Genomic DNA, 23,182 nt, shown 5'->3' with positions numbered 1-23,182 from the left:
CGCTCAGGCGTCGATCGACTCCCGGGAGAGCCGGTCGGACGAGTCGATGATGAACTCGCGGCGCGGAGCCACCTCGTTCCCCATCAGCAGCTCGAACACGCGGCCGGCCGCCTCGGCATCCTCCATGCGCACGCGTCGCAGCAGGCGACCGCCGCGGTCCATCGTCGTCGAGGCCAGCTGCTCGGCATCCATCTCGCCGAGACCCTTGTAGCGCTGGATCGGCTCATGCCAGCGCTTGCCGGCCTTGCGGAGCTTCGCGAGGAGCGTGTGCATCTCCTGCTCGCTGTAGGTGTAGATCGTCTCGTTGGGCTTGGAGCCGGGGTTCATCACGATCACCCTGTGCAGCGGCGGGACCGCCGCGAACACCCGGCCGTGCTCGATGAGCGGTCGCATGTAGCGATAGAACAGGGTCAGCAGAAGGGTGCGGATGTGCGCGCCGTCGACATCGGCATCGCTCATCAGGATGATTTTGCCGTAGCGGGCCGCATCGATGTCGAAGCTGCGTCCGGATCCGGCGCCGATCACCTGGATGATCGAGGCGCACTCGGCGTTCGACAGCATGTCACCGACCGAGGCCTTCTGCACGTTCAGGATCTTGCCTCGGATCGGCAGGAGCGCTTGGAACTCGCTGTTGCGCGCGTTCTTCGCCGTGCCCAGCGCCGAGTCGCCCTCGACGATGAACAGCTCGCTGCGCTCGACCTCGTTGGTCCGGCAGTCGACGAGCTTCGTCGGCAGCGTCGAGGACTCGAGGGCGTTCTTGCGACGCTGCGTCTCCTTGTGCGCGCGGGCGGACACGCGCGCCTTCATCTCGGCGACGACCTTGTCGAGCAGCTGGGTCACCTGGCTCTTGTCGTCGCGCTTGGTCGAGCTGAACCGCGCGGCGAGATCCTTGCGCAGCACCTGCGCCACGATCTGACGCGCTGCCGGCGTGCCGAGGATCTCCTTGGTCTGCCCCTCGAACTGCGGCTCCGGCACGTTGACGGTAAGGACCGCGGTGAGACCGGCGAGGACGTCGTCCTTCTCGAGCTTGTCGTTGGCGCCGACCTTGAGCCGACGCGCGTTCTGGTCGACCTGGGCGCGCAGCACCTTGAGGAGCTCCTGCTCGAAGCCCTGCTGATGTGTGCCGCCCTTGGGCGTCGCGATGATGTTGACGAACGAGCGGGTGACGGTGTCGTAGCCGGTGCCCCAGCGTAGGGCGATGTCGACGGCGCAGACGCGCTCGACCTCGGTGGCGATCATGTGCCCGTCGGCCTGGAGTACCGGAACGGTCTCCTTGAACGTCCCCTCGCCCTGGATGCGCCAGGTGTCGGTGACCGGGGCATCGGTGGCGAGGTACTCGACGAACTCCGAGATGCCGCCGTCGTACCGGTACGACGTCTCCTTCGGCTGTCCCTCGCCGGGCCCGTCGGTGACCCGCTCGTCGCGGATGACCAGTTCGAGCCCCGGTACGAGGAAAGCCGTCTGACGAGCGCGGGTGACGAGCTCGTTGACCTGGAAGGCGGCGTCCTTCGTGAAGATCTGATGGTCGGCCCAGTAGCGGATGCGCGTGCCGCTGGTACCCCGGGGCGCCTTGCCCACGACCCGTAGCTCGCTCTTGTTCTGGAAGGGCGTGAAGGCGGCGTCCGGGCGCTTCTCGCCGCCCTCGTCGGCGAAGATGCCCGGCTCCCCGCGGTGGAAGGACATCGCATAGGTCTTGCCGCCACGGTCGACCTCGACGTCGAGCCGCTCGGAGAGGGCGTTGACGACGGAGGCGCCGACACCGTGCAGACCACCGGATGCCGCGTACGAGCCGCCGCCGAACTTGCCACCGGCGTGCAGCTTCGTGAAGACGACCTCGACACCGGTGAGTCCGGTGCGAGGCTCGACGTCGACCGGGATGCCTCGACCGCGGTCATGCACCTCGACGCTGTCGTCCTCGTGGAGGATGATGTCGATCTTCGAGCCGTTGCCAGCGACGGCCTCGTCGACGGCGTTGTCGATGATCTCCCACAGGCAGTGCATCAGGCCGGGCGATCCGTTCGACCCGATGTACATGCCTGGGCGCTTGCGGACGGCCTCGAGCCCTTCGAGCACCTGGAGATGATGGGCGGAATACTCGGCGGTCACAATCTCCGAGTCTATTCGCGGGACCGCCCCGGAGGCCGCCGACACTCCCCACGGGCCACCACTGGGCACGGCGGGCGTACGCGCTGAGCGAAACACGCCGCAAACCGGGCATGGGTGGGCCTGCAGCGTGGTTGTATTGAACACGCCCAACCAGCGGACCCGACACTCAAGGAGGCACCGAGATGAACGCAACGACCGAACGTGAGACCTCCGCCGTCGAGTTCCGCCTGACCGCCATGGATCGCTGTGATTCCTGTGGCGCTCAGGCCTACATCGCGGCCGAGGTCAACGGCTCCGAACTGCTCTTCTGCGCTCACCACGGCCGCAAGTACGAAGAGAAGCTTCGCAGCATCGCAACGAGCTGGCACGACGAGACCTCTCGTCTGATCGACTGAGCCACTCGGTCTGATCCGCCTCGGAGCCCGTCCTGTCGACGGGCTCCGCTTTCGTTAACCGGTGGATCAGTCGACGATCACTCGACGGACCCGCGGAGTGAGCCGGGTGAGGATCTCCTCGCCGACGGTGTCGATCCGCTCAGCGAGGGTCGTCGCACTGCTCTCGCCGTGCTCGCCCGCGCCGAAGAGCCACACGGGATCGCCGACCCGCATCCCCGGCCATCCGGCGACCAGAGACGTGGTGGCCCGGATGCTCTGCAGAGCACGCGTGCCGGCGTCGGTCCCGACCTCCGCGCCGACGAGCGTCGAGGGGATGCCGTCGAAGGACCCGATCGAGATCTCCGCGGCATCCTCCTCGATGCCCACCACGGTCGCGACGAGCTCGGCGACCGGCGCGACACCGGGGATGTCCGGGCCGTCAGCCGAGCGGATGCCGTAGCAGAACGCCCCGATGCGCGACACCGTGCCGCGCAGCTCGGGACGCCACCACGACGCAGCGGAGGCGGTCAGGTGGAGAGCCTCCGGTGTCGCGCCCGAGGCCTCGACGATCCGGACGGCCTCGAGGAACGCGGTCTGGGCCTCGTCGTCCTCGGGGTCGCTGGCCTCGGCGAGGTGACTCCAGATGCCGACGAGCAGAACGTGCCCGTCTGCCTCGGCACGGCGGACCTCGTCGGTCGCCTGCGGCCACTCCTCCGGCAGCAGTCCGTTGCGGTGCAGTCCGGTGTCGATCTTGAGATGGATGCGCGCGGTCGCGCCGCGCTCCCGCGCTCGGGCGACGATACGCGCCAGGTACTCCTGTGAGCCGACGCCCAGATCGATGCCGCGGGCCAGCGCCTCGTCGATCTCGGCGTCGGTGGAGGTGACCCAGGCGAAGATGCGGCCGTCGTCACCCAGCACGCGACGCGTCGCGACACCGCCGGCGACGTCATAGGTGCCGTACCACAGCACCCCGGCATCCCGAGCCGCCTCGACGGCCCAGTCCAGGCCGTGCCCGTAGGCGTCGTCCTTCAGGACGACCATGAGCTCAGACGGCGCGATGCGATCGCGGACTGCGTGGATGTTCGACACGAAGCGATCGGTGCGGATGCGCAGCTCAGGACGCGTCATGCCTCCCACCCCCGGTCGGCGTGGGCTGCGGCGACGGTCAGGAGCTCGGCGACGGTCAGTCCGGTCACGGCGCTCCACCGGGCGAGCCCCGGACCCGCGGCGCCGGTGCCCCCGAAGTAGGTGGCCTCGGTGCCTGGCGCGACCGCCGACGCACCCTGCAGGTCGATGACGCACACGTCCATCGCGACGCGCCCCACGATCGGACGCAGCACCCCGTCGATCTCGACGTCCGCCGCGTTGCCGAGCGCACGCACGATGCCCTGGGCATATCCGCCGGTGATGAGCGCGGCGGTCGTGTCGCGCGTCGCCCGATAGGTGTATCCGTAGGAGACGGCATCGCCGGTCTTCAGCGGCTTCGTCGACAGCACGCGCCCCGCGAGCCGCATCACCGGGGCGGTCAAGAGCGAGCCCTCCACGTCGGGGAGCCCGTAGAGAAGGACGGGATCGATGTCCGGTTCGGCGTCGACGACTGCCTCGATCCCCTCGAGGCGCAGGGTCTCGGCTTCGTCGGGGTGGTCGACGCGGACTGCGGCGGCACCCGCCGCGATGACGGCGTGGGCGACCGGCAGCACGCCGTGCCCCCAGGCGTCCCTGCGCAGGTCTGCGATCCGTCCGCCGGAGTCGACGGCGGTGGCAGCCGCGGCAGCCAGAGCCGACCGCGAGATCATCGCCCGAGGACGGGAGCTGGATGTCGTCTCACACACCCTTCCACCCTAGCTCCGGCTTCTCAGGATGCCGTGTGCGCCCCCCGTAGACTGGAGAGGACCCCGACCTTGGAGATCCATGTCCCGCTTTTCCCCCGTTCCCCGTCTTCGCTATCTGCTGGCGCGCGCCCGTCGTATCGACGTCGCCTCGGTGATCGAGAGGGCGAAGGAGGCATCGACACAGCATGGCAAGGCCGTGCCGCTCGTCGTGGTCGACATGCTCTGGTCGGCCGGACGCCACAACGTCGGCTTCCAGGACTACATCGACTACGACTTCGCCATCCTCACCAAGGCGGAACGCGACACGTTCATGACCCACCCGGTGTCGAACGAGATCTCGCAGAAGTACGACCACCCCGACTACCGGCACCTCTTCCACGACAAGGCGGAGTTCAACGCCGTCTTCGACGCGTTCCTGAAGCGCGAATGGATGCTGATCGTCGAGGGCAACGCCGCCCAGCTTCGTGAGTTCACCGAGCGGCAGGGCACGATCGTGGTGAAGGAGACCCATGGTCAGGCCGGCACCGGCGTGCACCGCTACCATGCGGCGGACGTCACCGACTGGGACGCCTTCCACGCCGAGCTGCTGTCGAAGAAGCAGGTCCTCGTGGAAGAGGTCATCCGCCAGCACGCCGACCTCGCGGCCGTCTGCCCCGGCACGGTCAACACGACTCGCATCACCGCCTTCTTCGACGGCGAGAAGACGCACATCCTCGCGATGGCGCAGAAGTTCGGCCGCGGCGCCGTGAGTGACCAGATGAGCTTCGGCGGCTTCTACACGATGCTCGACGAGAACGGCCACTCCGTCGGCTCCGGCTACGACTCGCACGGACACGTCCACGTCACCCACCCCGACTCCGGCTTCCCGATCGCCGACTTCCAGCTGCCGATGATGGACGAGGTCCGCGACTTCGTCGACCAGGTCGCCCGCGTCGTACCGCAGGTGCAGTACGTCGGGTGGGACGTCGTGGTCACCCCGGACGGCCCCGTGCTCGTCGAGGGCAACTGGGGAGCCGGCGTCTACGAGAACAAGCCGAGCGTCACCGGCATCCGCACCGGTCACAAGCCGCGCTACCAGGCGGCCATCGGCTTCTGACGCAGCGACCCCACGAACGAGGAAGGCCCGGATGCTCAGCATCCGGGCCTTCTCTGTCGTGCGGCGTGCGGGTCGTCAGACCTCGCGGACGATGCCCATCGGCGTCGACTGCGTCGCCTGACCGAGCGGGTTGTCGCCGAGGATCTGCACGAGTCGACGCTCGCCGGCCTTGTCGAGGGTCGAGCCCAGGATGTTGCCGCCGATGTCGTTGATGTCGACCACGGCCACGTCGAGGTCTCCCCCGAGCAGCTTCTGCAGACGCTGTGCGACCTCGCGCGGGTTCTTCGGGCCGAGCACGACCGCCTGGTTGTACGGCGGGATCGTGTTCTTGGTGGGCCCGTCGATGGCGCGCGCCTTGTCGCCGGCGATGCGATAGAAGTCGCCGCGTCGCCCGAAGGCCTTCGTGACGACCGAGACTCCTGCGGCGAACAGGATCCGCAGCGTGCCGCACTCTCGCAGTGCCATCTCCATCGTCTCGGGCATGCCGAGGCCGATGCCGTAGGACGTGCGGACCACGTAGCGCGAAAGGAAACGCGCGAGCGGACGCGGGGTGATCTCATCGAGACGGTAGGAGCGTCCCTGCGTGATCGCGACGATCTTCTCGGTCACGAACAGCAGGTCGCCCGGCTGCACGGCGTCCTTCGCGTACTCGACGACCACGGAGTCGAGGTCGTCGTTCGGCATCACGACGCGCGTGCGCAGCGGGATACGTGCATAGCTCTTGCCGTCGACCCTCGCCTCGAGCGCCTTGCCCTCGTTCGCCTGCATCACTCGAGGTAGTCCCGCAGCGACTGCGAGCGGCTCGGGTGACGCAGCTTCGCCATCGTCTTCGACTCGATCTGACGGATGCGCTCACGCGTCACCCCGAACGTGTCGCCGATCTGGTCGAGCGTCTTCGGCTGACCGTCACCGAGTCCGAAGCGCATGCGGATGACACCCGCCTCGCGCTCGGACAGCGAGTCGAGCAGCTGCTCGAGCTGACGCTGCAGCATCGTGAAGCCGACCGCGTCGGCGGGGACGACGGCCTCGGTGTCCTCGATGAGGTCACCGAACTCGCTGTCTCCGTCTTCACCGAGCGGCGTGTGCAGGGAGATCGGCTCGCGACCGTACTTCTGGACCTCGACGACCTTCTCGGGCGTCATGTCCAGCTCACGGCTGAGCTCTTCCGGAGTGGGTTCGCGACCCAGATCCTGCAGCATCTGACGCTGCACTCTGGCCAGCTTGTTGATGACCTCGACCATGTGGACCGGGATGCGGATCGTGCGGGCCTGGTCGGCCATCGCGCGGGTGATCGCCTGGCGGATCCACCACGTCGCGTAGGTCGAGAACTTGAAGCCCTTGGTGTAGTCGAACTTCTCGACCGCGCGGATCAGACCGAGGTTGCCCTCCTGGATCAGGTCCAGGAACTGCATGCCGCGACCCGTGTAGCGCTTCGCGAGCGAGACGACCAGTCGAAGGTTGGCACCCAGCAGGTGGCTCTTGGCACGCTGACCGTCGCGGGCCACCCACTGCAGGTCGAGTCCGAGCTGGCCCGCCTTCTCGGCGGCCGTCATCGTGGAGAGCTTCTCCTCGGCGAACAGGCCGGCCTCGATGCGCATCGCGAGCTCGACCTCTTCGGCCGCGTTCAGCAGAGCGACCTTTCCGATCTGCTTCAGGTAGTCCTTCACCGGGTCGGCGGTCGCACCGGTGATCTGCGTCGAGTAGACCGGGACGTCCTCGTCGTCGTTCGACGAGATGACGATGGCACCCGTGGGAAGGGGCTCGGTGAACTTCGGCTTGGAGTCCTCGTCGTCCTCATCGGGCTCGGCGGGGGGCGGCGTCTCGTCGTCTTCGACGATGTCGTCTGCCTTCTTCTTCTTCGCGGGAGCGCGCTTGGCAGCGGCCCGCTGCGCAGCGGTCTTGGGAACCGGCTTCTCAGCGGCCTCCTCGACCGGAGCGTCGACCTCGGGAGCGTCGGCGGTCTTCTTCGTCCGGGTCTTCTTCGTCGTGGCAGGAGTCACGTTTCGCCTTTCACGGGGCCGCTCACAGGCCCCGGAGCATTTCGGACACTAGTAAGACCCTTGTCAAGTCAGATCTCCGAAAAGATCGATTGACAACGGGTCAGAGTCCTAGTATCGCACACGTGTGGGCATGCAGGTGCATTGCGACGAAGTTCGTGGCACCGATCTCAGCCGCGACCCGGCTTGTCCTCGTCGCCGCTCGGCCGCGACGCGAGGTAGCGCTCCAGCTCGGCGGCCAACTCGTCGGCACTCGGGAGGTCGCGCTCGTTGAATCCGCCTTCGTCGTACGAGCCGTCCTCCGGGTCGCGCCCTGCCATGTACGCGTCGTAGCGACGCTCGAGACCCTGCACCATCTGCTGCAGCTCGTCGTTGCCGAGGACCTGCTCGTCGACCCTGGCGAGGTAGTCCTCGCGCCGCTCCTGCACCTCGTCGAGGATGAGCACGAGTCCGGTGGCGGCCATCAACCGCTCCGCAGCGGCGATCACGGCATCCGGGTTCTCGGTCTCGGCGAGGTAGTGCGGCACGAGCAGGACGAATCCGACGACCCGGTCACCGTGTTCCGCGAAGCGGAACTCGAGCAGGTGGCCCGCCGTCGCCGGCACCTGCGTCCGCGGACGCCAGACAGAGTGCGCGACGGTGAGCTCACGGCGATTTCCGCTGACCGTGGTGCCGATGGGCCGCGTGTGCGGCACCGGCATCGCGATCGAGTGGACCCAGTTGAGCCCGGACACCTCGAACTCGTCGGCGAGTTCGAGCACCGTGCGCGCGAACTCGTTCCAGGCGAAGTCCGGCTCATAGCCGGCCAGGAGCAGGAACTTCTGACCGAGCGCGTCGGTGGCGAGGGACAGCTCGAGCCGCGCAGGGCGGAACTCGGTGAGGTGGTCCTGGTCGAACGAGATGACCGGACGTCGGGCGCGATAGTCCAGCAGGACGTCGTTGTCGAAGACCGCGATCGGCTGCGGCGATGTCGTCTCGCGCAGGTGCTCGATCAGGCCGGACACGGCGCTGCCCGCGTCGGTGAAACCAGTGAGGAGGAGGACAAGGGGCAGCCCGCGCGGTACCACCGGCGCGTTCGCCACACGTTCATGGATCTCTCCGGAGAAGGGCATGACTCCATGCTACGAGCACGGTCCGACCGGCGGGCGGCGACCGTCATGCTGAGAGCGAACACCTGTGGCCGCGTCGGCGCGCACCAGCATCCCTAGGATGGAGGCATGACGCTTCCCGCGCTCTCGCGCACCTCAGATCAGTTCCCCGGAAGCGCTGCAGACGCCGCAGTGCTCGTCATCCCCGAGATCGGCGACTCCCCGAGTCGCTCTCCGACTACCCGGGGCTCACGGCCTCCCTCACCGCCATCGGCTTCTCGGGCAAGGCCTCCGCGTTCAGCCGCGTGTACGCCCCCGACGTGACGGACCTGCCGTTCGCGGTCGTCGGCGCCGGCTCATCGCCCGACGCCGCGGCCGTCCGCAATGCCGTCGGTGCCGCGCTGCGCTCGCTCACCGGGTTCGAGACCGTGTCGGTGGCGCTGGCCCCCGGGCTCGAGCCGTTCGCCGCCGCTGCCGCAGAGGGCGCCGTCCTCGGCGGCTACCGCTTCGACTCCTACCGCCGCGAGGCGGGCAAGACACGGGCCACGTCCGTGGTCCTGCATGCCGACCTCGACGACGCCTCCGTGTCGAAGGCTGTCGCCGTGGGAGAGGCCGTCGCGCTGATCAAGGATCTCGTGTTCGTGCCCGCCGAGTGGCAGAGCCCGGCGCAGCTGGCGCAGAGCGCGGCCGACAGCGTCGCGGGACTGGACGATGTCACTGTCGAGATCCTCGACGAGACGGCACTCGCCGAGCAGGGATTCGGGGGCATCCTCGGTGTCGCCCAGGGATCGGACCGCCCTCCTCGCCTCGTCCGCCTCGACTACGCTCCGGCTGACGCCGCCCGTCACATCGCGATCGTCGGCAAGGGGATCACGTTCGACACGGGCGGGCTCTCGCTCAAGCCAGCGGCCTCGATGGTCGGCATGAAGTTCGACATGGCGGGTGCCGCGACCAGCGTCGCGGCACTGCGGGCGATCGCCGCCCTGCGCCTCCCCGTCCGGGTCACTGCCTGGCTGTGCATCACGGACAACATGCCCTCCGGTCGCGCGCTGCGCCCCGGCGACGTCTTGCGACTCCTGGACGGCACGACCGTCGAGGTCCCGAACACGGATGCCGAGGGCCGCCTCGTCCTCGCCGACGGCCTGGTCGCCGCCAGCCGCGAGCACCCGGACGTCATCCTCGACGTGGCGACACTGACCGGCGCGATCGTCATGGCCCTCGGCCACCGGCACACCGGCGTCTTCGGCGCCGACGACACGGTCGACGAGTTCCTGGCCGCCGCGGATGCCGCGGACGAGCTGGCCTGGCACATGCCCCTCCCCGACTACATGGAGGACTCGCTCGATTCCCCCATCGCCGACATGCAGAACGCCAACATGGGCGACCGCATGGGCGGGGCGTCGTATGCGGGACTGTTCCTGCGACGCTTCATCGGCCGGGTCTCCGACGAGAAGGACGCGCCGCGGATCCCGTGGGTCCACCTCGACATCGCGGGTTCCGCCGAGCACAACGGTGCGCCGTACGGCTTCACCGACAAGGGCCCCACCGGGGCGATGGTCCGATCGATCATCGCGTTCGCCGAAGCATCCCACAAGGAGGCATGACCATGACCACGCACACCTTCGACATCGTCGTCCTGGGCGGCGGCAGCGGCGGGTACGCCGCCGCGCTGCGCGCCAGCGAGCTCGGCAAGTCCGTCGCCCTGATCGAGAAGGACAAGGTCGGCGGCACCTGCCTCCACCGCGGCTGCATCCCCACCAAGGCCCTGCTGCATGCGGCCGAGGTGGCCGAGCACGTCCGCGATGCCGCGCACGTCGGCATCTCCGCCACGCTCGACGGCATCGACCCCGCCGGAGTCCGCGCGTACCGCGAGGGGATCGTCGCGAAGAAGTACAAGGGACTCGAAGGACTCGTGAAGGCGCGCGGCATCACGACCGTCGCCGGCACCGGCCGCCTCAACGCCGACCGCTCGGTCAGCGTGGGCGATGACGTGTACGTCGGCGCCGACGTCGTCCTCGCCACCGGCTCGTACAGCCGCACGCTTCCAGGCCTCGAGATCGGCGGCCGTGTCCTCACAAGCGAGCAGGCGCTGGAGCTCGATGTCATCCCCGAGCGCGTCCTGATCCTCGGCGGCGGCGTCATCGGCGTCGAGTTCGCCAGCGTCTGGCGCTCCTTCGGCACCGAGGTCACGATCATCGAGGCGCTGCCTCACCTCGTGCCCAACGAGGACATCGCGATGAGCAAGGGCCTCGAACGCGCCTTCCGCCGCCGCGGCATCCAGTACTCCCTCGGCGTGCGCTTCCAGACGGCGACCCAGGATGACAGCTCCGTGACCGTCACGCTCGAGGACGGCAAGGAGTTCACCGCCGACTACCTGCTGGTCGCCGTGGGCCGGGGCCCCGTCACCGCGGACCTCGGCTTCGAGGATGCCGGGGTGACCCTGGACCGCGGGTTCGTCACGGTCGACCAGGACCTGCGCACCGGCGTCCCCGGTGTGTGGGCGGTCGGAGACATCACGCCAGGGCTCCAGCTCGCGCACCGCGGGTTCCAGCAGGGCATCGCCGTCGCCGAGCGGATCGCGGGGCTCTCCCCCGCGAACATCCCCGACGTGCAAATCCCGAAGGTCACCTACTCCAGCCCCGAGGTCGCCTCGGTCGGCGTCACCGAGGAGGCCGCCGTCGCCGAGCATGGCGCCGACGGCGTGGTGTCGTACGAGTACAACCTCGCGGGCAACGGCAAGAGCGAGATCATCGGCACCGCCGGTCTGGTCAAGGTCGTGCGCCTCAAGGACGGCCCCGTCGTCGGCGTGCACCTGCTGGGCGACCGCGTGGGCGAGCTGATCACCGAGGGCCAGTTGGCCGTCGCGTGGGAGGCCCACCCCGAGGACATCGCGCCGCTGATCCACGCGCACCCGACCCAGAGCGAGGCGCTGGGCGAAGCATTCCTCGCTCTCGCGGGAAAGCCACTCCACGCCCTGTGAGCACCAACCGGTGCGCAGGTCACTAAGCTAGACAAGCGTCAAACAACTTCCTGAAGGAGACTCAGTCATGAGCACATCCGTCGTCCTCCCCGCTCTCGGCGAGAGCGTCACAGAGGGTACGGTCACCCGCTGGCTCAAGCAGGTGGGAGACACCGTGCAGGCGGATGAGGGCCTGCTCGAGATCTCGACCGACAAGGTCGACACCGAGATCCCCTCCCCCGTCACCGGTGTGATCGAGGAGATCCTCGTCGCCGAGGATGAGACCGTCGAGGTCGGCGCGCTGCTCGCGCGTATCGGCGACGGCAGCTCTGCAGCTCCCGCGCAGGATGCCCCTGCAGCCGCCGCTCCGGCCGAGGAGCAGGCTCCCGAGCCTGCTCAGGCCGAGGCAGCCGCAGCGCCGGCCGAAGCTCCCGCTGCACCCGCTGAGGCCCCCGCGGAGCCCGCGCCCGCCGCGTCCGGCGACGCCACCGACATCGTCCTCCCCGAACTCGGCGAGAGCGTGACCGAGGGCACCGTCACCCGGTGGCTGAAGCAGGTCGGCGACTCCGTCGAGGTCGATGAGGCTCTGCTGGAGATCTCCACCGACAAGGTCGACACCGAGATCCCCTCGCCTGTGGCCGGTGTGCTGCAGGAGATCGTCGCCGGTGAAGACGAGACGGTCGCCGTCGGCGCCGTGCTCGCCCGTGTCGGTTCGGGTGCCGCGCCCGCCGCAGCACCTGCTGCGCAGGCTCCGGCCGCAGAGGCCGCTCCCACCGAGACCCCTGCATCGCCGGCTGAGGCACCCGCAGCCCCTGCGGCCGAGGCCCCCGTCGCTCAGGCTCCCGCCGCTCAGGATGCGGCCGCCCCGGTGGCACCCGCGCCTGCGGCCGCGCCGTCCGAGCCTGCTCCCGCCGCGGCATCCGCTCCGGCATCCGAGGCGTCCGCCCCGGCTCCGAAGCTCAACCTGCCGACCGAGAGCGACAACCTCTACGTCACCCCGCTCGTGCGTCGTCTGGCCTCGCAGCAGGGCGTCGACCTGGCCAGCGTCACGGGCACCGGCGTCGGAGGGCGCATCCGCAAGGAGGACGTCCTCAAGGCCGCCGAGTCCGCGGCATCGGCACCCGCCGCCGCAGCAGCTCCGGCTCCTGCCCCGCTCGAGGTCTCGCCGCTGCGCGGCACGACCCAGCCCATGTCGCGACTGCGCAAGGTGCTCGCCAAGCGCGCGGTCGAGTCCATGCAGCAGACCGCTCAGCTCACCACCGTCGTCGAAGTCGATGTCACCGCTCTGGCCGAGTACCGCGACAGCGTGAAGGCGTCGTTCCTCGAGAAGACCGGCGACAAGCTCTCGTTCCTGCCGTTCTTCGCACTGGCTGCCGCCGAGGCGCTGCGCGCCTTCCCGATCGTGAACGCCACGGTCGACGGCGAGCAGATCGTCTACCCGGCATCCGAGAACGTCTCGATCGCGGTCGACACCGAGCGCGGCCTGCTCACGCCGGTGCTGCGTGACGCGGCGTCGAAGAACATCGCGGAGATCGCGCACGAGATCGCCGATCTCGCCGCACGCACCCGCGACAACAAGCTGAAGCCCGACGAGCTGGCCGGCGGCACATTCACGCTGACCAACACGGGATCGCGTGGCGCGCTGTTCGACACGCCCGTCGTGTTCCTGCCGCAGTCGGCGATCCTCGGCACCGGCACCGTGGTCAAGCGCCCCGGTCTGGTCAAGGTGGGTGGCGCGGACGCGATCGCAGTCCGTTCGTACGTCTACCTCGCACTGTCGTACGACCACCGCATCATCGACGGTGCAGACGCCGCCCGGTTCCTGGGCGCCGTGAAGGCACGACTCGAGTCGGCGCAGTTCGCCGCCCAGCTCGGAGCCTGACCACCGCATCACTCTGGCTGATCCGCGACGTCGTAGGCGTCGCGGATCAGCCATTTCTCTGCCATCCGCACAAGCACGACCATGTGCTGCCGCTCCGACGCCACCGGATCCTCGGTCGTCTCCGTCGTGAGACGGATGACGGCGACATCGCCGTACTCGTCGACCGGAGCGAGTGTGCGCGATTCCCCGGAGTCCTGTGCCGCCAGAAGCTCGACGATCCCGGTCGAGCCCTCGGCCACGGCATCCGCGCAGACCGGATCGCCGGCCTCCGCACACCCGTCGATCTCCACCAGCAGCGCCTGCGCCGCAGCGATCGGCTCGGCTGCGTCGTCGATCGTCGTCGCCGAAGGGGTGGGCGTAGGCCTTGTGTCCGAGCTGTCGCCGGCTCGATCACCCGCCCCGTGCCGTGCCTCGGGCACAGGGGTCCTCGCCTCCTTCGCCCCCGCTGGCTCGTCCGAGCCGCCTCCGGGCCAGAGCATCCCTGCACCGAGTACGACCGCCGCCGCCGCCACGGCGATGATGTAGCGCCTCAGGCGAGGTGCCTTCACGGAGTCGGCGGGCCGGTCCCGGCCGTGCGACGCCGACCTGGGCCGCGGTCTGACCGGCGTGCGCCCCTGCCGCGACCGCGATCGGTCCTGTGTGGGGCGCAATCGGTCCCTCAGCGATCGGCCCCGCTCGCCGATGACCCGCAGGGTCGCGTCGACGACACCCTTCGCCGAGCTCCTCGCCCGCACCCGGGTCCGCATCCGGGCCCGCCCGCGCCGATTCGGCTCACGGCGTCCGCCCGTCGGGTGGGCTGCCGTCTCCGCGACCGCCCTCCGCACCAGGTCACCCTTCCGAGCACGCTCGGGCGTGAAGTCGTCTCGCTGCAGCGGTCGCGGTGCCGCGAACTCGAGCAGCTCCCCCTCCCATCTCTCCAGTTGGTGCAGAGGGATGACCGGCCGCTCGCCGCCGCGGTGCAGGCCTTCACCGATCGGCGTCAGCACGCGGATCAGCGCACGATCCCGGGAGTCCTCCCTGACCAGGTCGAGGATCTCCACCGCTCCTGCCACCGCATCCGCTCCCGCCCCGATCACGAACATCGGTCGGCCGTCATCGGTCAGCCACCACCTGCCGGCCTCCCGATGCTCGGTACGGTTGAGCTCCGCGAGCCCTCGAAGGACGCTCGCGACGAGCGTCGTGACCTCGCCGTCGCCCAGCCCCACCCCGGCTGCGGCCCGTCGACCGAGGAACACCGAGATCTGCTCCGTGCACCACGGCAGGAGAACGTCGTGCCCGTCCGCACGACGCACGACGTCGACGGGGCCGGCAACGTGGTCATCTCCGGCGTGCTCCCATCCCGACCAGCCGCTGATCGTCTCAGCGGCCACCAGGATCGCAACGGAAGCCCCACTGGTCACGAGGGCCCCGGCATACGGTCCCTCGTCGGCCCCGAGCCGCCTGATGACCCGGTGCGCACCGAGTACCGACGCTGCACCCTCTGCACGTGAATCGCTCGTCGCCATCCGGCCATGACACCGCACCGACGCCGGTCACGGTGGCGGATCAGGGCGATGTGGACAGATCGACACGGGGCGGCGCATCGTGCAGAGGCAGTGCGTCGTCGCGTGAATCCGCCTGACGCGAACGACGACATGTCCGGCGCCGTGAGTCGGTATTCTTATGCACATGGCAAACCGTTCGTCCGCGCCCGAGAAGCGTCCGGGATTCTTCTCCCAGATCAAGTCCCTCTTCACCTTCACGAGGGAGATCTACCCATGGCTTCCGTGGGCTCAGATCGCACTTCTCGTGGTCGGCGTGCTCGTCGGACTCATCGTCGGCTACCTCATCCAGCCGTTCCAGGTCTGGACGCTCATCCTGTGGGGCATCTCGGGACTGATGCTCGGCGTGCTCGGGGCGATGTTCCTGATGACGCGACTGTCGACCTCGGCGATGTACCAGAAGATCGACGGGATGCCCGGCGCCACCGGCCATGTCCTCTCCACGAGCCTCGGCCGCAACTGGCAGGGGTCCGAGACCCCGGTGGGCATCAACCCCAAGACGCAGGATGCCGTGTACCGCACCGTCGGACGCGGTGGCGTCGTCGTCGTGGGCGAAGGATCGCGTGGCCGTCTGACCCGTCTCGTGAACGATGAGCGCAGCAAGGCGGCCCGGGTCGCCCATGGTGTGCCGGTCACCGTCCTCTACGTGGGCCACGGCGACGACGACGTGGCGATCGCCGACCTCGCGAAGACGATCAAGAAGCTGCCGAAGGTGATCGACAAGGCCACCATGGGTGCCGTCATCCGTCGCATCGAGTCGGTGTCGCAGTCCATCTCCTCGCTGCCGATCCCGAAGGGCATCGACCCGACGAAGGTCAGGGCGCAGCGCCCCCGGTGATCTGACGTCTGCAGACGCAGAAGCGCGGCCGCACCTCTTCGGAGGGCGGCCGCGCTTCGTCGTTCACTCGGACAGCGGCTGGCGAGGGAGTCGGCGGACCTTCGCGCGGCGGCGACGGCGCTCCGGCACCATCGAGCGCATCTCGTCGAGCTTGCCGAAGCAGAACAGTCGGTCCTCGGCCTCGAGCACGACGTGCTTGCGCGGGTTCGGGATCACGGAGACGCCGCGATGCAGCGTCAGCACGGTGATGTCCCGCTCCCAGAGTCCGGCTTCGCCGAGCGTCTTGCCGACCAGGTCGACCGCGCCGTGCACCATCAGCTCGGCCACGCCGTATCCGGTCGACACCGTCAGACGCTGGCGGACGTCGATCTCGGGGAAGGCGACCTGGCCGGCGATGTAGTCGATGATGGCGCCGGCGACGTCGAGCTTGGTCGCCATCTCGATGCCCTGCAGCCCCGGCGAGGAGTTGACCTCCATGACCAACGGGCCCTCATCCCCCTCGAGCATGTCGACACCGGCGACGCGGAGGCCCATGACCTGCGCGGAACGGACCGCAGCGCGCTCGTAGACCGGGTCGAGCTCGACGGCCTCGACCGAACCGCCGCGGTGCACGTTGGAGCGGAACTCGTCGCCGGCCGCAGACCGCCGCATCGCGGCGACCACGCGGTCGCCCACGACCAGGGCGCGGATGTCGCGTCCCCTGCTCTCGGAGATGAACTTCTGGATCAGCACGTTCTGCTTCGTCGAGTGCAGGGTCTCGATGATGGCCTCGGCGACCTTCACCTGGGGCGCGAGGATCACGCCGATGCCCTGGGTGCCCTCGAGGAGCTTGATGACGACCGGCGCGCCACCCACGCGTTCGATCGCCGGCCGCACGTCGGCGCGATTGCGGACGAAGGCGGTCGGCGGCATCGCGATGTTGTGCCGGGAGAGGATCTGGTTCGCCCGCAGCTTGTCTCGAGCGCTGGAGATCCCGTTCGCCGTGTTGGGCGTGTATACGTCCATCTGCTCGAACTGGCGCACCACAGCCGTGCCGAAGTAGGTGATCGAGTTGCCGATGCGGGGCAGGATCGCGTCGTAGTCGCTGAGCTGACGGCCCCGGTAGTGGAGATCGGGTTCGTCGGCGGTGAGGTCGATCGCGAAGCGCAGGGTGTTCAGCACCTTGACGGTGTGACCGCGCTGGAGCGCGGCAGCACGCAGTCGTTGGGTGGAGTACGCCTGCGGCGCACGGGAGAGCACTGCGATCTTCACGGGGGATTTCCTGCCAGGATGGTCGGGTGAGTAAGTCAACCCATTCAAACACTCTTATCGGGTGGCGAGAATGGGTGAGCCTGCCCGATCTCGGCGTCGACTGGATCAAAGCCAAGATCGACACCGGCGCGCGCACGTCCTCACTGCACGCGTTCGAGATCCACGAGTTCGAGCGCGACGGCGTGTCGTGGGTGCGGTTCAAGGTGAAGCCCTGGCAGGACAGCCAGTCCGACACCGTGGTCGTCGAATCCCCCGTCCACGATCGCCGCGCGGTGCGCAGCTCCTCCGGCCACGCCCAGGAGCGCCTCGTGGTCGAGATGCTCATCCGCCTGCATGACCGCGAGGTGCTCGCAGAGGTCACGCTGAGCAACCGCGACGAGATGGGCTTCCGGATGCTGATCGGCCGCGAGGCGCTGCGCCAGGGGTACGTCATCGATCCTGCGCGATCGTTCGTCGGCGGCCGCGCTCCCCGAGAGGCCAGACGCCGCAACCGCGGCAAGGACTGAATCGGTCAGGCGCGGATCAGCGCAAGGCCGACGGCCTTGTCGTGGAGTCCTCGTTGGTCGGCATCCCAGATCACTGCGGGGATCACCACGATGATGAGCAGAGTGCGCACGATCGGTCGCCACAGTCCGACCCATCCGCCGTCGAGGCGGATCACGCGCATCCCGAGGACGCGGTGTCCAGGGCTGCCGCCGGCGGTCGGGATGAAGAGGATCTGCAGCAGGGCGAAGACCGCCATCGGCGCGAACATCGTCAGTCCTGCCTCCGACGGCAGGGCGAACTGGTCGTACCCGAGGAAACCCGTGGCGATGATGGTCGCGGCGACGTAGTCGATGAGCAGAGCGCCGATCCGGCGTCCGGGGCGAGCGATGCTGCCCGGTCCCGCCTCCGGCATTCCGAGGCGCTCTCCGGGGTACGTGTTCACAGCATCCGTCACCCGTCCAGCCTACCGGCGCGTAACATGCCCGAAACAAAGCGGATACCGTGGGGTAACGCCCCGCACGTACTGTGCACAATGGCCGTGAAGCCATCGATCCGCAATCCAGGAGTCGTACATGTTCAAAGATTCGTCCGAGGTGCTGAGCTACATCAAGGAGAACGACGTCAAGTTCCTTGACATCCGATTCACTGATCTCCCTGGTGTCCAGCAGCACTTCAACATCCCCGCCTCCACGGTCGACGAGGACTTCTTCGTCAACGGCCAGCTGTTCGACGGCTCCTCGATCCGCGGCTTCGCGAGCATCCACGAATCCGACATGCAGCTCATCCCGGACGTGACCACGGCCTACGTCGACCCCTTCCGCGAGGCGAGCACCCTCGTCATGGTGTTCGACATCTACAACCCGCGCACCGGCGAGATCTACTCGAAGGACCCGCGTCAGGTCGCCAAGAAGGCCGAGAAGTACCTCGCCTCGACCGGCATCGCCGACACCGCCGTCTTCGCCCCCGAGGCCGAGTTCTACATCTTCGACGACGTCCGCTACTCCGTCACCTCTGGTGAGAGCTTCTACAAGGTCGACTCCGAAGAGGCCGCGTGGAACACCGGTCGTGAGGAAGAGGGCGGGAACCTCGCCAACAAGACCCCGTACAAGGGCGGCTACTTCCCCGTCAGCCCGGTCGACAAGACCGCTGACCTGCGCGACGACATCACCCTGAAGCTGATCGACGCCGGGTTCATCCTCGAGCGCTCGCACCACGAGGTCGGCACGGCCGGCCAGCAGGAGATCAACTACCGCTTCGACACCATGGTGCACTCGGCGGACGACATCCTGAAGTTCAAGTACATCGTCAAGAACACCGCCGAAGAGTGGGGCAAGGTCGCCACCTTCATGCCGAAGCCGCTCTACGGCGACAACGGCTCTGGCATGCACACGCACCAGTCGCTCTGGAACGACGGCAAGCCGCTGTTCTACGATGAGGCCGGCTACGGCCAGCTCAGCGACATCGCCCGCTGGTACATCGGCGGCCTGCTCGCGCACGCTCCCGCGGTCCTCGCCTTCACGAACCCGACCCTGAACAGCTACCACCGTCTGGTCAAGGGCTTCGAGGCACCGGTCAACCTGGTCTACTCGGCCGGAAACCGCTCGGCCGCCATCCGCATCCCGATCACGGGCTCGAACCCGAAGGCCAAGCGCATCGAGTTCCGCGCGCCGGATGCCTCGGGCAACCCGTACCTCGCGTTCGCCGCGCAGCTCATGGCCGGCCTCGACGGCATCAAGAACCGCATCGAGCCGCACGAGCCCGTCGACAAGGACCTCTACGAGCTCCCGCCCGAGGAGGCCAAGAACATCCCGCAGGTCCCGAACTCCCTGCTGGACTCGCTCGAGGCACTGAAGGCCGACCACCAGTTCCTCCTCGAGGGCGGCGTGTTCACCGAGGAGCTCATCGAGACCTGGATCTCGTACAAGTACGAGAACGAGATCCTGCCGATGGCGCAGCGCCCGCACCCGTTCGAGTACGAGCTGTACTTCGGCGTCTGACGCACCCGGTCGATACGAAGAGCCCGTCACGGTCAACCGTGGCGGGCTCTTCGTCATTCGATCACTCCGCAGCGGAGACGGCGTTGGACCAGACCCAGCACCGGAAGGTCTGCTCGCCCACTCTGAACTCGATCCCTGCCGCAAGGGGCGTGGAGCGCACCACCTTGGCGTCCACGCGGATCGGCTCAGGGCCGAAGCGCACCCACACGCGCACCCGTCTCTGGGCCGCGTGCGGATAGACCGTCACGGGCGTGTCGCGCAACGCCAGCTCGCGATCCGTCAGCGACTGCAGAGGCCCGGACCTCGCCGCAGCGAGAACCGCTCCGTGCTGCGCCTGCCTGTCGTAGTACGGAGCCAACCGCTTGCTCGACCCCATCCGGCACCCTTTCCCCGGCCTGCGTCCAGGGTACCAAGAATCGAACATCTGTTCTATTCGAGGAATGGGCTACTCCGTGCCGCCCTCGTTCTCGCCGTCGATGAGGTTCTGGATCTGCTCCTCAGACAGCCGCTCGATCGATCCCGATGACATCTCGATCACCGGTTCCGACGGGGTGCCCCCGACGGTGCATTGTGCTTCCGCGTCGATGCCGCCAGTACGAGCGGGCACGAGCACGAGCCAGCGAGGCTCGACGGTCCGCTCCTCGATGCGCACATCGACACTCTCGAACTCGATGTCATCCGCGAAGGTGCTGCGGGTGGCATCGATGCAGATCTGGGTGAGTTCCGCAGCCGTGAACGGCGCGTACGGCTGCGCACCCGAGGGCGCCGTCGCAGACGGCGCAGGCTCCGGGCTGGAGGTCGTCGTCGAAGTCGGCGACGGGCTGGGCGAGGTGGGCGTCGGGTCAGCCGGCGTGAGTTCCGGCGCGCACGCGGTCAGCAGGGCACCCGCGGCGAGAAGGCTCGCTGCCAGCGCCAGCACGGCGCGGTTCGAGATGGTCATGTGCACATCGTATGGCGGCGAATGATCGAACAGCGTCTGCCGCTCGGGACACCGCGACAGACGCTCACCGCGTGAGATCGAGGATCCATTCGTTCATCGTCAGATCGGCGCCGCGGAACACCCCGGTGACGGTGCCGACCAGCTCGAAGCCACGACGGCGACACACGCCGTTCGATCCCGGATTCGTGACTGACGGGAACGCTGTCAGGAACCGGCGACCGTCGCGATGCGCTCGCGCATCGTCCACGAGCAGCCCGAGAGCTCGCGATGCGACTCCCTTTCCCTGGGATCCTGGCAGGACGAACCATCCCGCTTCGAGAGCGGGCTCAGCCCGCCACTCCGTGTGCCAGAACCCGATCGAGCCGACACGCTCACCCTCGTCTTCGATCACGAACATCCGGGCCTCCCCTGCCTCCCAGAGCCGCAGGTACCGGGCGTTGCGCTCCTCGAGCTGAGCCTCGTCCTCGCCTCCGTTCAGATGCGTCGTCATCTCGGGGGTGTTCGCCGCACGGAGCAGGTCGAGGTCGTCACGTGCCCAGCGACGGAGCGTGAGAGTGTCCATCGACGAAGGATCGCACGAGCCGGCGACATCGGCGCAGCGATCGGCGAGGGGGCAGCCGTGTCGCGCTTGCTTTCGCCCTGCACGACTGGTCAACTGAGGGGTCCGACCTGATCCAGTGGGAGTCCACCATGCGCCGCAAACTCGAGAAGCCGCAGTCGAAGAGGGTGCACACCTCCGAGACGCCGCCGGCACAGCCGAAGACGGCGGCGGCCGCGATCGCACGCATCAACCCCTTCACCTTCGGCCTGCTCGGCGCGCTCGGCGTGCTCGTCGCCCTGATGCTGGGCGGCATCGTCAATCAGCTGGCGACCGTCCTGGTCTACATCGGGGTCGCGCTCTTCCTAGCCCTCGGCCTCGACCCGATCGTCTCGTTCATCGAACGACGACTCCCCCGCCCTGCGGCGGTCGCCATCGTGGTCCTGGTCGTGATCCTCGCCTTCGCGGGGATCATCCTGGCGATCGTCCCGATCCTCGTCGAGCAGATCGGGAACCTGATCGAGGACGGTCCGCAGATGGTCAAGGACTTCATGGCCAGCGCCTGGTTCAAGGACGTGAGCGCGCAGTTCGGCGACTCCTTCGACGATGCGGCGCAGGGCGTGCTGACCTTCGTCCAGGACCCGGGCAACATCCTCAACATCAGCGGCGGGTTCCTGGCGGTGGGCGCCGGCATCGCGGGCGGATTCACCGGGGTGACGATCGTGCTCATCCTGACCCTGTACTTCATGGCCTCGCTGCGCAGCATGAAGCGGGTCGCGACGAGGTTCGTCCCCTACTACCAGCGGGACACGTTCAGCGGACTGCTCGAAGACGTCTCCGGAGCCGTCGGCCGCTACGTCATGGGTCAGGCGAGTCTCGCGCTGGTCAACGGCATCCTGAGCCTGATCGTGCTGAGCATCATCGGCGCGCCCGTGCCCGCTCTGCTCGCACTGATCGCCTTCATCGGGTCGATGATCCCGCTGGTCGGCACGCTGAGCGCATCGATCATCAACTCGCTCATCTGCCTGATCGTGAGCCCGGTTACCGCGCTGATCACGTTCGGCTACTACCTCGTCTACATGCAGATCGAGGCATACGTGCTGTCGCCGCGGATCATGAACAAGGCCGTCGCCGTTCCCGGTGCTCTCGTGGTCATCGCCGCGGTGGCCGGCGGTGCACTGGGCGGCATCCTCGGCGCGCTCGTCGCGATCCCCGTCGCCGCCAGCATCATCATCATCGTGCAGAAGGTCGTCTTCCCCACGCAGGACAGCAAGGTCGTGCCGCCGGGAACCCTCAGCGAACGGTGAGCGCTCCGGGCTGAACCCGCACGGTGAAGTCGGAGACGTGTCCGACCTCTTCACCGTCGATCTCGAACATCTGCGGCGACGCCAGCTCGACGCGCACACGTTCAGCGGAGACGTGCGTCGTCGATTCGGTGCTCACGGCGGTGTCGACATTGCCCATCATTCGGCGGATGCCGTTCTCCCAGACGAAGGCACGGACGGTGTCGAGCCACTGGAGGGGGCCCTCCGCACTCACGAGCAGCATGTCGAGCAGTCCGTCGTCGAGCACCGCATCCGGCAGGAGACGGATGCCGCCCTGGAGCATGCCGCAGTTGCCGATCAGCATGGTGTGACCGCGAAGACCCTGCGGCTCCTGGTCGTCGAGCGTGAGGGTGATGTCGGTCATCTCGGTGCCGGCGAGAGCACGTCCCATCGCCTCGACGTATGCGATCCATCCCGCCCGGTTCTTCAGGTCTTCGTCGGTCTCCACCAGCATCTGCGCGTCGATGCCGAAGCCGACCATCACTACGAACGCATGCTCGGTGCCGTCGTGGTCGACCCAGCCCATGTCGATCCGCTGCGGCTTGCCGTCGCGCACCCGAACCAGCGCGGCGGGGATGTCGTTCAGGGGGATCTCGAGGTTCCGCGCGAGCAGGTTGCCGGTGCCCTGCGGCACGATCCCGAGCGCGGAATCGGTGCCGGCCAGAGACTCGGCCACTGCGCGCACGGTGCCGTCGCCACCGACGGCGATCACGACGTCGCATCCCTCCTCGACAGCGAGCGCGGCCATTCCACGCCCCGGGTCCTCGATGCTGGTCTCCCACCACTCGGACTCCGTCGCAGGGAAGACCTCGGCCACGGCATCACGCAGCGCCGCCCCATCGAGTTTGGAGGGGTTCCAGATCACACCGAGCTTCGAGATCGTCATGCGCTCAGCCTGGGCGACGACCGCAGAAAACGCAAAACGGCGCGCC

21 protein-coding genes and 1 pseudogene are annotated in these 23,182 nt (G+C 68.2%); 9 read left to right on the top strand and 13 right to left on the bottom strand.

Annotated features, from left to right (window positions below; translation table 11 throughout):
* Positions 1 to 3: 3 nt before the first annotated feature.
* Entirely contained in the window at positions 4 to 2,106 is a 2,103-nt protein-coding gene (locus BLW44_RS09365; protein ID WP_082724621.1) for a DNA gyrase/topoisomerase IV subunit B, read from the bottom strand.
* Between the two features lie 182 nt (positions 2,107 to 2,288).
* Here BLW44_RS09365 and BLW44_RS09360 point away from each other — a divergent pair, with 182 nt between their 5' ends.
* Positions 2,289 to 2,501: a DUF7455 domain-containing protein gene (locus BLW44_RS09360; protein WP_060928201.1), complete on the top strand. Its 213-nt coding sequence runs from the start codon at positions 2,289 to 2,291 to the stop codon at positions 2,499 to 2,501.
* Positions 2,502 to 2,567: 66 nt separating this feature from the next.
* On the opposite strand, the gene BLW44_RS09355 is transcribed toward BLW44_RS09360, so the two are convergent.
* Both BLW44_RS09355 and BLW44_RS09350 read right to left on the bottom strand, forming a co-directional pair.
* Positions 2,568 to 3,608: an alanine racemase gene (locus BLW44_RS09355; protein ID WP_060928202.1), complete on the bottom strand. Its 1,041-nt coding sequence runs from the start codon at positions 3,606 to 3,608 to the stop codon at positions 2,568 to 2,570.
* A complete protein-coding gene (locus BLW44_RS09350; RefSeq protein WP_254775124.1) occupies positions 3,605 to 4,312 on the bottom strand; it encodes an alanine racemase C-terminal domain-containing protein in 708 nt (235 codons plus the stop codon). The genes BLW44_RS09355 and BLW44_RS09350 overlap by 4 nt, the downstream gene beginning before the upstream one ends.
* Before the next feature lie 79 nt (positions 4,313 to 4,391).
* Between BLW44_RS09350 and BLW44_RS09345 the strand changes: the two genes are divergently transcribed.
* The gene (locus tag BLW44_RS09345) at positions 4,392 to 5,408 is read left to right on the top strand and encodes a sugar-transfer associated ATP-grasp domain-containing protein (protein WP_060928161.1); all 1,017 of its coding nucleotides are present in this window, start codon (positions 4,392 to 4,394) and stop codon (positions 5,406 to 5,408) included.
* A gap of 75 nt (positions 5,409 to 5,483) precedes the next feature.
* Here the strand turns inward: BLW44_RS09345 and BLW44_RS09340 are convergent, their stop codons facing one another.
* From BLW44_RS09340 to BLW44_RS09330, 3 genes are all read right to left on the bottom strand, one after another.
* On the bottom strand, positions 5,484 to 6,176 hold the full coding sequence (locus BLW44_RS09340) for a coenzyme F420-0:L-glutamate ligase (protein ID WP_060928162.1): 693 nt from the start codon (positions 6,174 to 6,176) through the stop codon (positions 5,484 to 5,486).
* Complete coding sequence (locus BLW44_RS09335; RefSeq protein WP_060928163.1) at positions 6,176 to 7,408, bottom strand: RNA polymerase sigma factor; 1,233 nt, start codon at positions 7,406 to 7,408, stop codon at positions 6,176 to 6,178. Before BLW44_RS09335 ends, BLW44_RS09340 begins: the two co-directional genes overlap by 1 nt.
* Before the next feature lie 167 nt (positions 7,409 to 7,575).
* Positions 7,576 to 8,517, bottom strand: coding sequence for a proteasome assembly chaperone family protein (locus tag BLW44_RS09330; protein ID WP_060928164.1), 942 nt, complete (start codon positions 8,515 to 8,517; stop codon positions 7,576 to 7,578).
* A 105-nt stretch (positions 8,518 to 8,622) separates the two neighbouring features.
* On the opposite strand from BLW44_RS09330, the pseudogene BLW44_RS09325 reads away from it, so the two are divergent.
* The 3 genes and pseudogenes from BLW44_RS09325 (at position 8,623) to sucB (ending at position 13,334) form a co-directional block, all read left to right on the top strand.
* Positions 8,623 to 10,097: pseudogene (locus BLW44_RS09325) on the top strand (leucyl aminopeptidase).
* 2 nt (positions 10,098 to 10,099) lie between these two features.
* A complete protein-coding gene (gene lpdA, locus BLW44_RS09320; protein ID WP_060928166.1) occupies positions 10,100 to 11,473 on the top strand; it encodes a dihydrolipoyl dehydrogenase in 1,374 nt (457 codons plus the stop codon).
* A gap of 67 nt (positions 11,474 to 11,540) precedes the next feature.
* Positions 11,541 to 13,334: a 2-oxoglutarate dehydrogenase, E2 component, dihydrolipoamide succinyltransferase gene (sucB, locus tag BLW44_RS09315; RefSeq protein WP_060928167.1), complete on the top strand. Its 1,794-nt coding sequence runs from the start codon at positions 11,541 to 11,543 to the stop codon at positions 13,332 to 13,334.
* 8 nt (positions 13,335 to 13,342) lie between these two features.
* On the opposite strand, the gene BLW44_RS18245 is transcribed toward sucB, so the two are convergent.
* Positions 13,343 to 14,839, bottom strand: a complete 1,497-nt coding sequence (locus BLW44_RS18245) for a hypothetical protein (RefSeq protein WP_060928168.1) — start codon at positions 14,837 to 14,839, stop codon at positions 13,343 to 13,345.
* Positions 14,840 to 15,002: 163 nt separating this feature from the next.
* Here BLW44_RS18245 and BLW44_RS09305 point away from each other — a divergent pair, with 163 nt between their 5' ends.
* Complete coding sequence (locus BLW44_RS09305) at positions 15,003 to 15,713, top strand: DUF4191 family protein (RefSeq protein WP_060928181.1); 711 nt, start codon at positions 15,003 to 15,005, stop codon at positions 15,711 to 15,713.
* Between the two features lie 63 nt (positions 15,714 to 15,776).
* Here BLW44_RS09305 and BLW44_RS09300 read toward each other — a convergent pair whose 3' ends face one another.
* Positions 15,777 to 16,964, bottom strand: coding sequence for a RimK family alpha-L-glutamate ligase (locus BLW44_RS09300; RefSeq protein ID WP_060928169.1), 1,188 nt, complete (start codon positions 16,962 to 16,964; stop codon positions 15,777 to 15,779).
* Between the two features lie 26 nt (positions 16,965 to 16,990).
* On the opposite strand from BLW44_RS09300, the gene BLW44_RS09295 reads away from it, so the two are divergent.
* On the top strand, positions 16,991 to 17,470 hold the full coding sequence (locus BLW44_RS09295) for an ATP-dependent zinc protease family protein (protein ID WP_060928170.1): 480 nt from the start codon (positions 16,991 to 16,993) through the stop codon (positions 17,468 to 17,470).
* Between the two features lie 5 nt (positions 17,471 to 17,475).
* Here BLW44_RS09295 and BLW44_RS09290 read toward each other — a convergent pair whose 3' ends face one another.
* On the bottom strand, positions 17,476 to 17,862 hold the full coding sequence (locus tag BLW44_RS09290) for an RDD family protein (RefSeq protein ID WP_139305336.1): 387 nt from the start codon (positions 17,860 to 17,862) through the stop codon (positions 17,476 to 17,478).
* A gap of 160 nt (positions 17,863 to 18,022) precedes the next feature.
* Between BLW44_RS09290 and glnA the strand changes: the two genes are divergently transcribed.
* Positions 18,023 to 19,447, top strand: coding sequence for a type I glutamate--ammonia ligase (glnA, locus tag BLW44_RS09285; protein WP_060928172.1), 1,425 nt, complete (start codon positions 18,023 to 18,025; stop codon positions 19,445 to 19,447).
* Between the two features lie 61 nt (positions 19,448 to 19,508).
* Here the strand turns inward: glnA and BLW44_RS09280 are convergent, their stop codons facing one another.
* The 3 genes from BLW44_RS09280 to BLW44_RS09270 all read right to left on the bottom strand — a co-directional run bounded on the left by BLW44_RS09280 (position 19,509) and on the right by BLW44_RS09270 (position 20,949).
* On the bottom strand, positions 19,509 to 19,823 hold the full coding sequence (locus BLW44_RS09280) for a hypothetical protein (RefSeq protein ID WP_060928173.1): 315 nt from the start codon (positions 19,821 to 19,823) through the stop codon (positions 19,509 to 19,511).
* Positions 19,824 to 19,892: 69 nt separating this feature from the next.
* Entirely contained in the window at positions 19,893 to 20,387 is a 495-nt protein-coding gene (locus BLW44_RS18010) for a hypothetical protein (protein ID WP_060928174.1), read from the bottom strand.
* Between the two features lie 64 nt (positions 20,388 to 20,451).
* On the bottom strand, positions 20,452 to 20,949 hold the full coding sequence (locus tag BLW44_RS09270) for a GNAT family N-acetyltransferase (RefSeq protein WP_060928175.1): 498 nt from the start codon (positions 20,947 to 20,949) through the stop codon (positions 20,452 to 20,454).
* 128 nt (positions 20,950 to 21,077) lie between these two features.
* Here BLW44_RS09270 and BLW44_RS09265 point away from each other — a divergent pair, with 128 nt between their 5' ends.
* On the top strand, positions 21,078 to 22,232 hold the full coding sequence (locus BLW44_RS09265) for an AI-2E family transporter (RefSeq protein ID WP_074731731.1): 1,155 nt from the start codon (positions 21,078 to 21,080) through the stop codon (positions 22,230 to 22,232).
* Here BLW44_RS09265 and BLW44_RS09260 read toward each other — a convergent pair.
* Complete coding sequence (locus tag BLW44_RS09260) at positions 22,219 to 23,136, bottom strand: diacylglycerol/lipid kinase family protein (protein WP_060928176.1); 918 nt, start codon at positions 23,134 to 23,136, stop codon at positions 22,219 to 22,221. The genes BLW44_RS09265 and BLW44_RS09260 overlap by 14 nt on opposite strands.
* Between the last annotated feature and the right edge of the window lie 46 nt (positions 23,137 to 23,182).

Source organism: Microbacterium hydrocarbonoxydans (assembly GCF_900105205.1).
GTDB classification, from domain to species: Bacteria; Actinomycetota; Actinomycetes; order Actinomycetales; family Microbacteriaceae; genus Microbacterium; species Microbacterium hydrocarbonoxydans.
Note: the sequence above shows the minus strand (reverse complement) of the source record. Positions and strands in the feature narration are given on the sequence as shown.

Bases quoted from the DNA above. Each gene is read 5' to 3' on its own strand.
- BLW44_RS09360 (WP_060928201.1), top strand. From the start codon at position 2,289: ATGAACGCAACGACCGAACGTGAGACCTCCGCCGTCGAGTTCCGCCTG.
- BLW44_RS09355 (WP_060928202.1), bottom strand. From the start codon at position 3,608: ATGACGCGTCCTGAGCTGCGCATCCGCACCGATCGCTTCGTGTCGAAC.
- BLW44_RS09345 (WP_060928161.1), top strand. From the start codon at position 4,392: ATGTCCCGCTTTTCCCCCGTTCCCCGTCTTCGCTATCTGCTGGCGCGC.
- BLW44_RS09340 (WP_060928162.1), bottom strand. From the start codon at position 6,176: ATGCAGGCGAACGAGGGCAAGGCGCTCGAGGCGAGGGTCGACGGCAAG.
- BLW44_RS09330 (WP_060928164.1), bottom strand. From the start codon at position 8,517: ATGCCCTTCTCCGGAGAGATCCATGAACGTGTGGCGAACGCGCCGGTG.
- lpdA (WP_060928166.1), top strand. From the start codon at position 10,100: ATGACCACGCACACCTTCGACATCGTCGTCCTGGGCGGCGGCAGCGGC.
- sucB (WP_060928167.1), top strand. From the start codon at position 11,541: ATGAGCACATCCGTCGTCCTCCCCGCTCTCGGCGAGAGCGTCACAGAG.
- BLW44_RS18245 (WP_060928168.1), bottom strand. From the start codon at position 14,839: ATGGCGACGAGCGATTCACGTGCAGAGGGTGCAGCGTCGGTACTCGGT.
- BLW44_RS09305 (WP_060928181.1), top strand. From the start codon at position 15,003: ATGGCAAACCGTTCGTCCGCGCCCGAGAAGCGTCCGGGATTCTTCTCC.
- BLW44_RS09290 (WP_139305336.1), bottom strand. From the start codon at position 17,862: ATGCCGGAGGCGGGACCGGGCAGCATCGCTCGCCCCGGACGCCGGATC.
- glnA (WP_060928172.1), top strand. From the start codon at position 18,023: ATGTTCAAAGATTCGTCCGAGGTGCTGAGCTACATCAAGGAGAACGAC.
- BLW44_RS09280 (WP_060928173.1), bottom strand. From the start codon at position 19,823: ATGGGGTCGAGCAAGCGGTTGGCTCCGTACTACGACAGGCAGGCGCAG.
- BLW44_RS18010 (WP_060928174.1), bottom strand. From the start codon at position 20,387: ATGACCATCTCGAACCGCGCCGTGCTGGCGCTGGCAGCGAGCCTTCTC.
- BLW44_RS09270 (WP_060928175.1), bottom strand. From the start codon at position 20,949: ATGGACACTCTCACGCTCCGTCGCTGGGCACGTGACGACCTCGACCTG.
- BLW44_RS09265 (WP_074731731.1), top strand. From the start codon at position 21,078: ATGCGCCGCAAACTCGAGAAGCCGCAGTCGAAGAGGGTGCACACCTCC.
- BLW44_RS09260 (WP_060928176.1), bottom strand. From the start codon at position 23,136: ATGACGATCTCGAAGCTCGGTGTGATCTGGAACCCCTCCAAACTCGAT.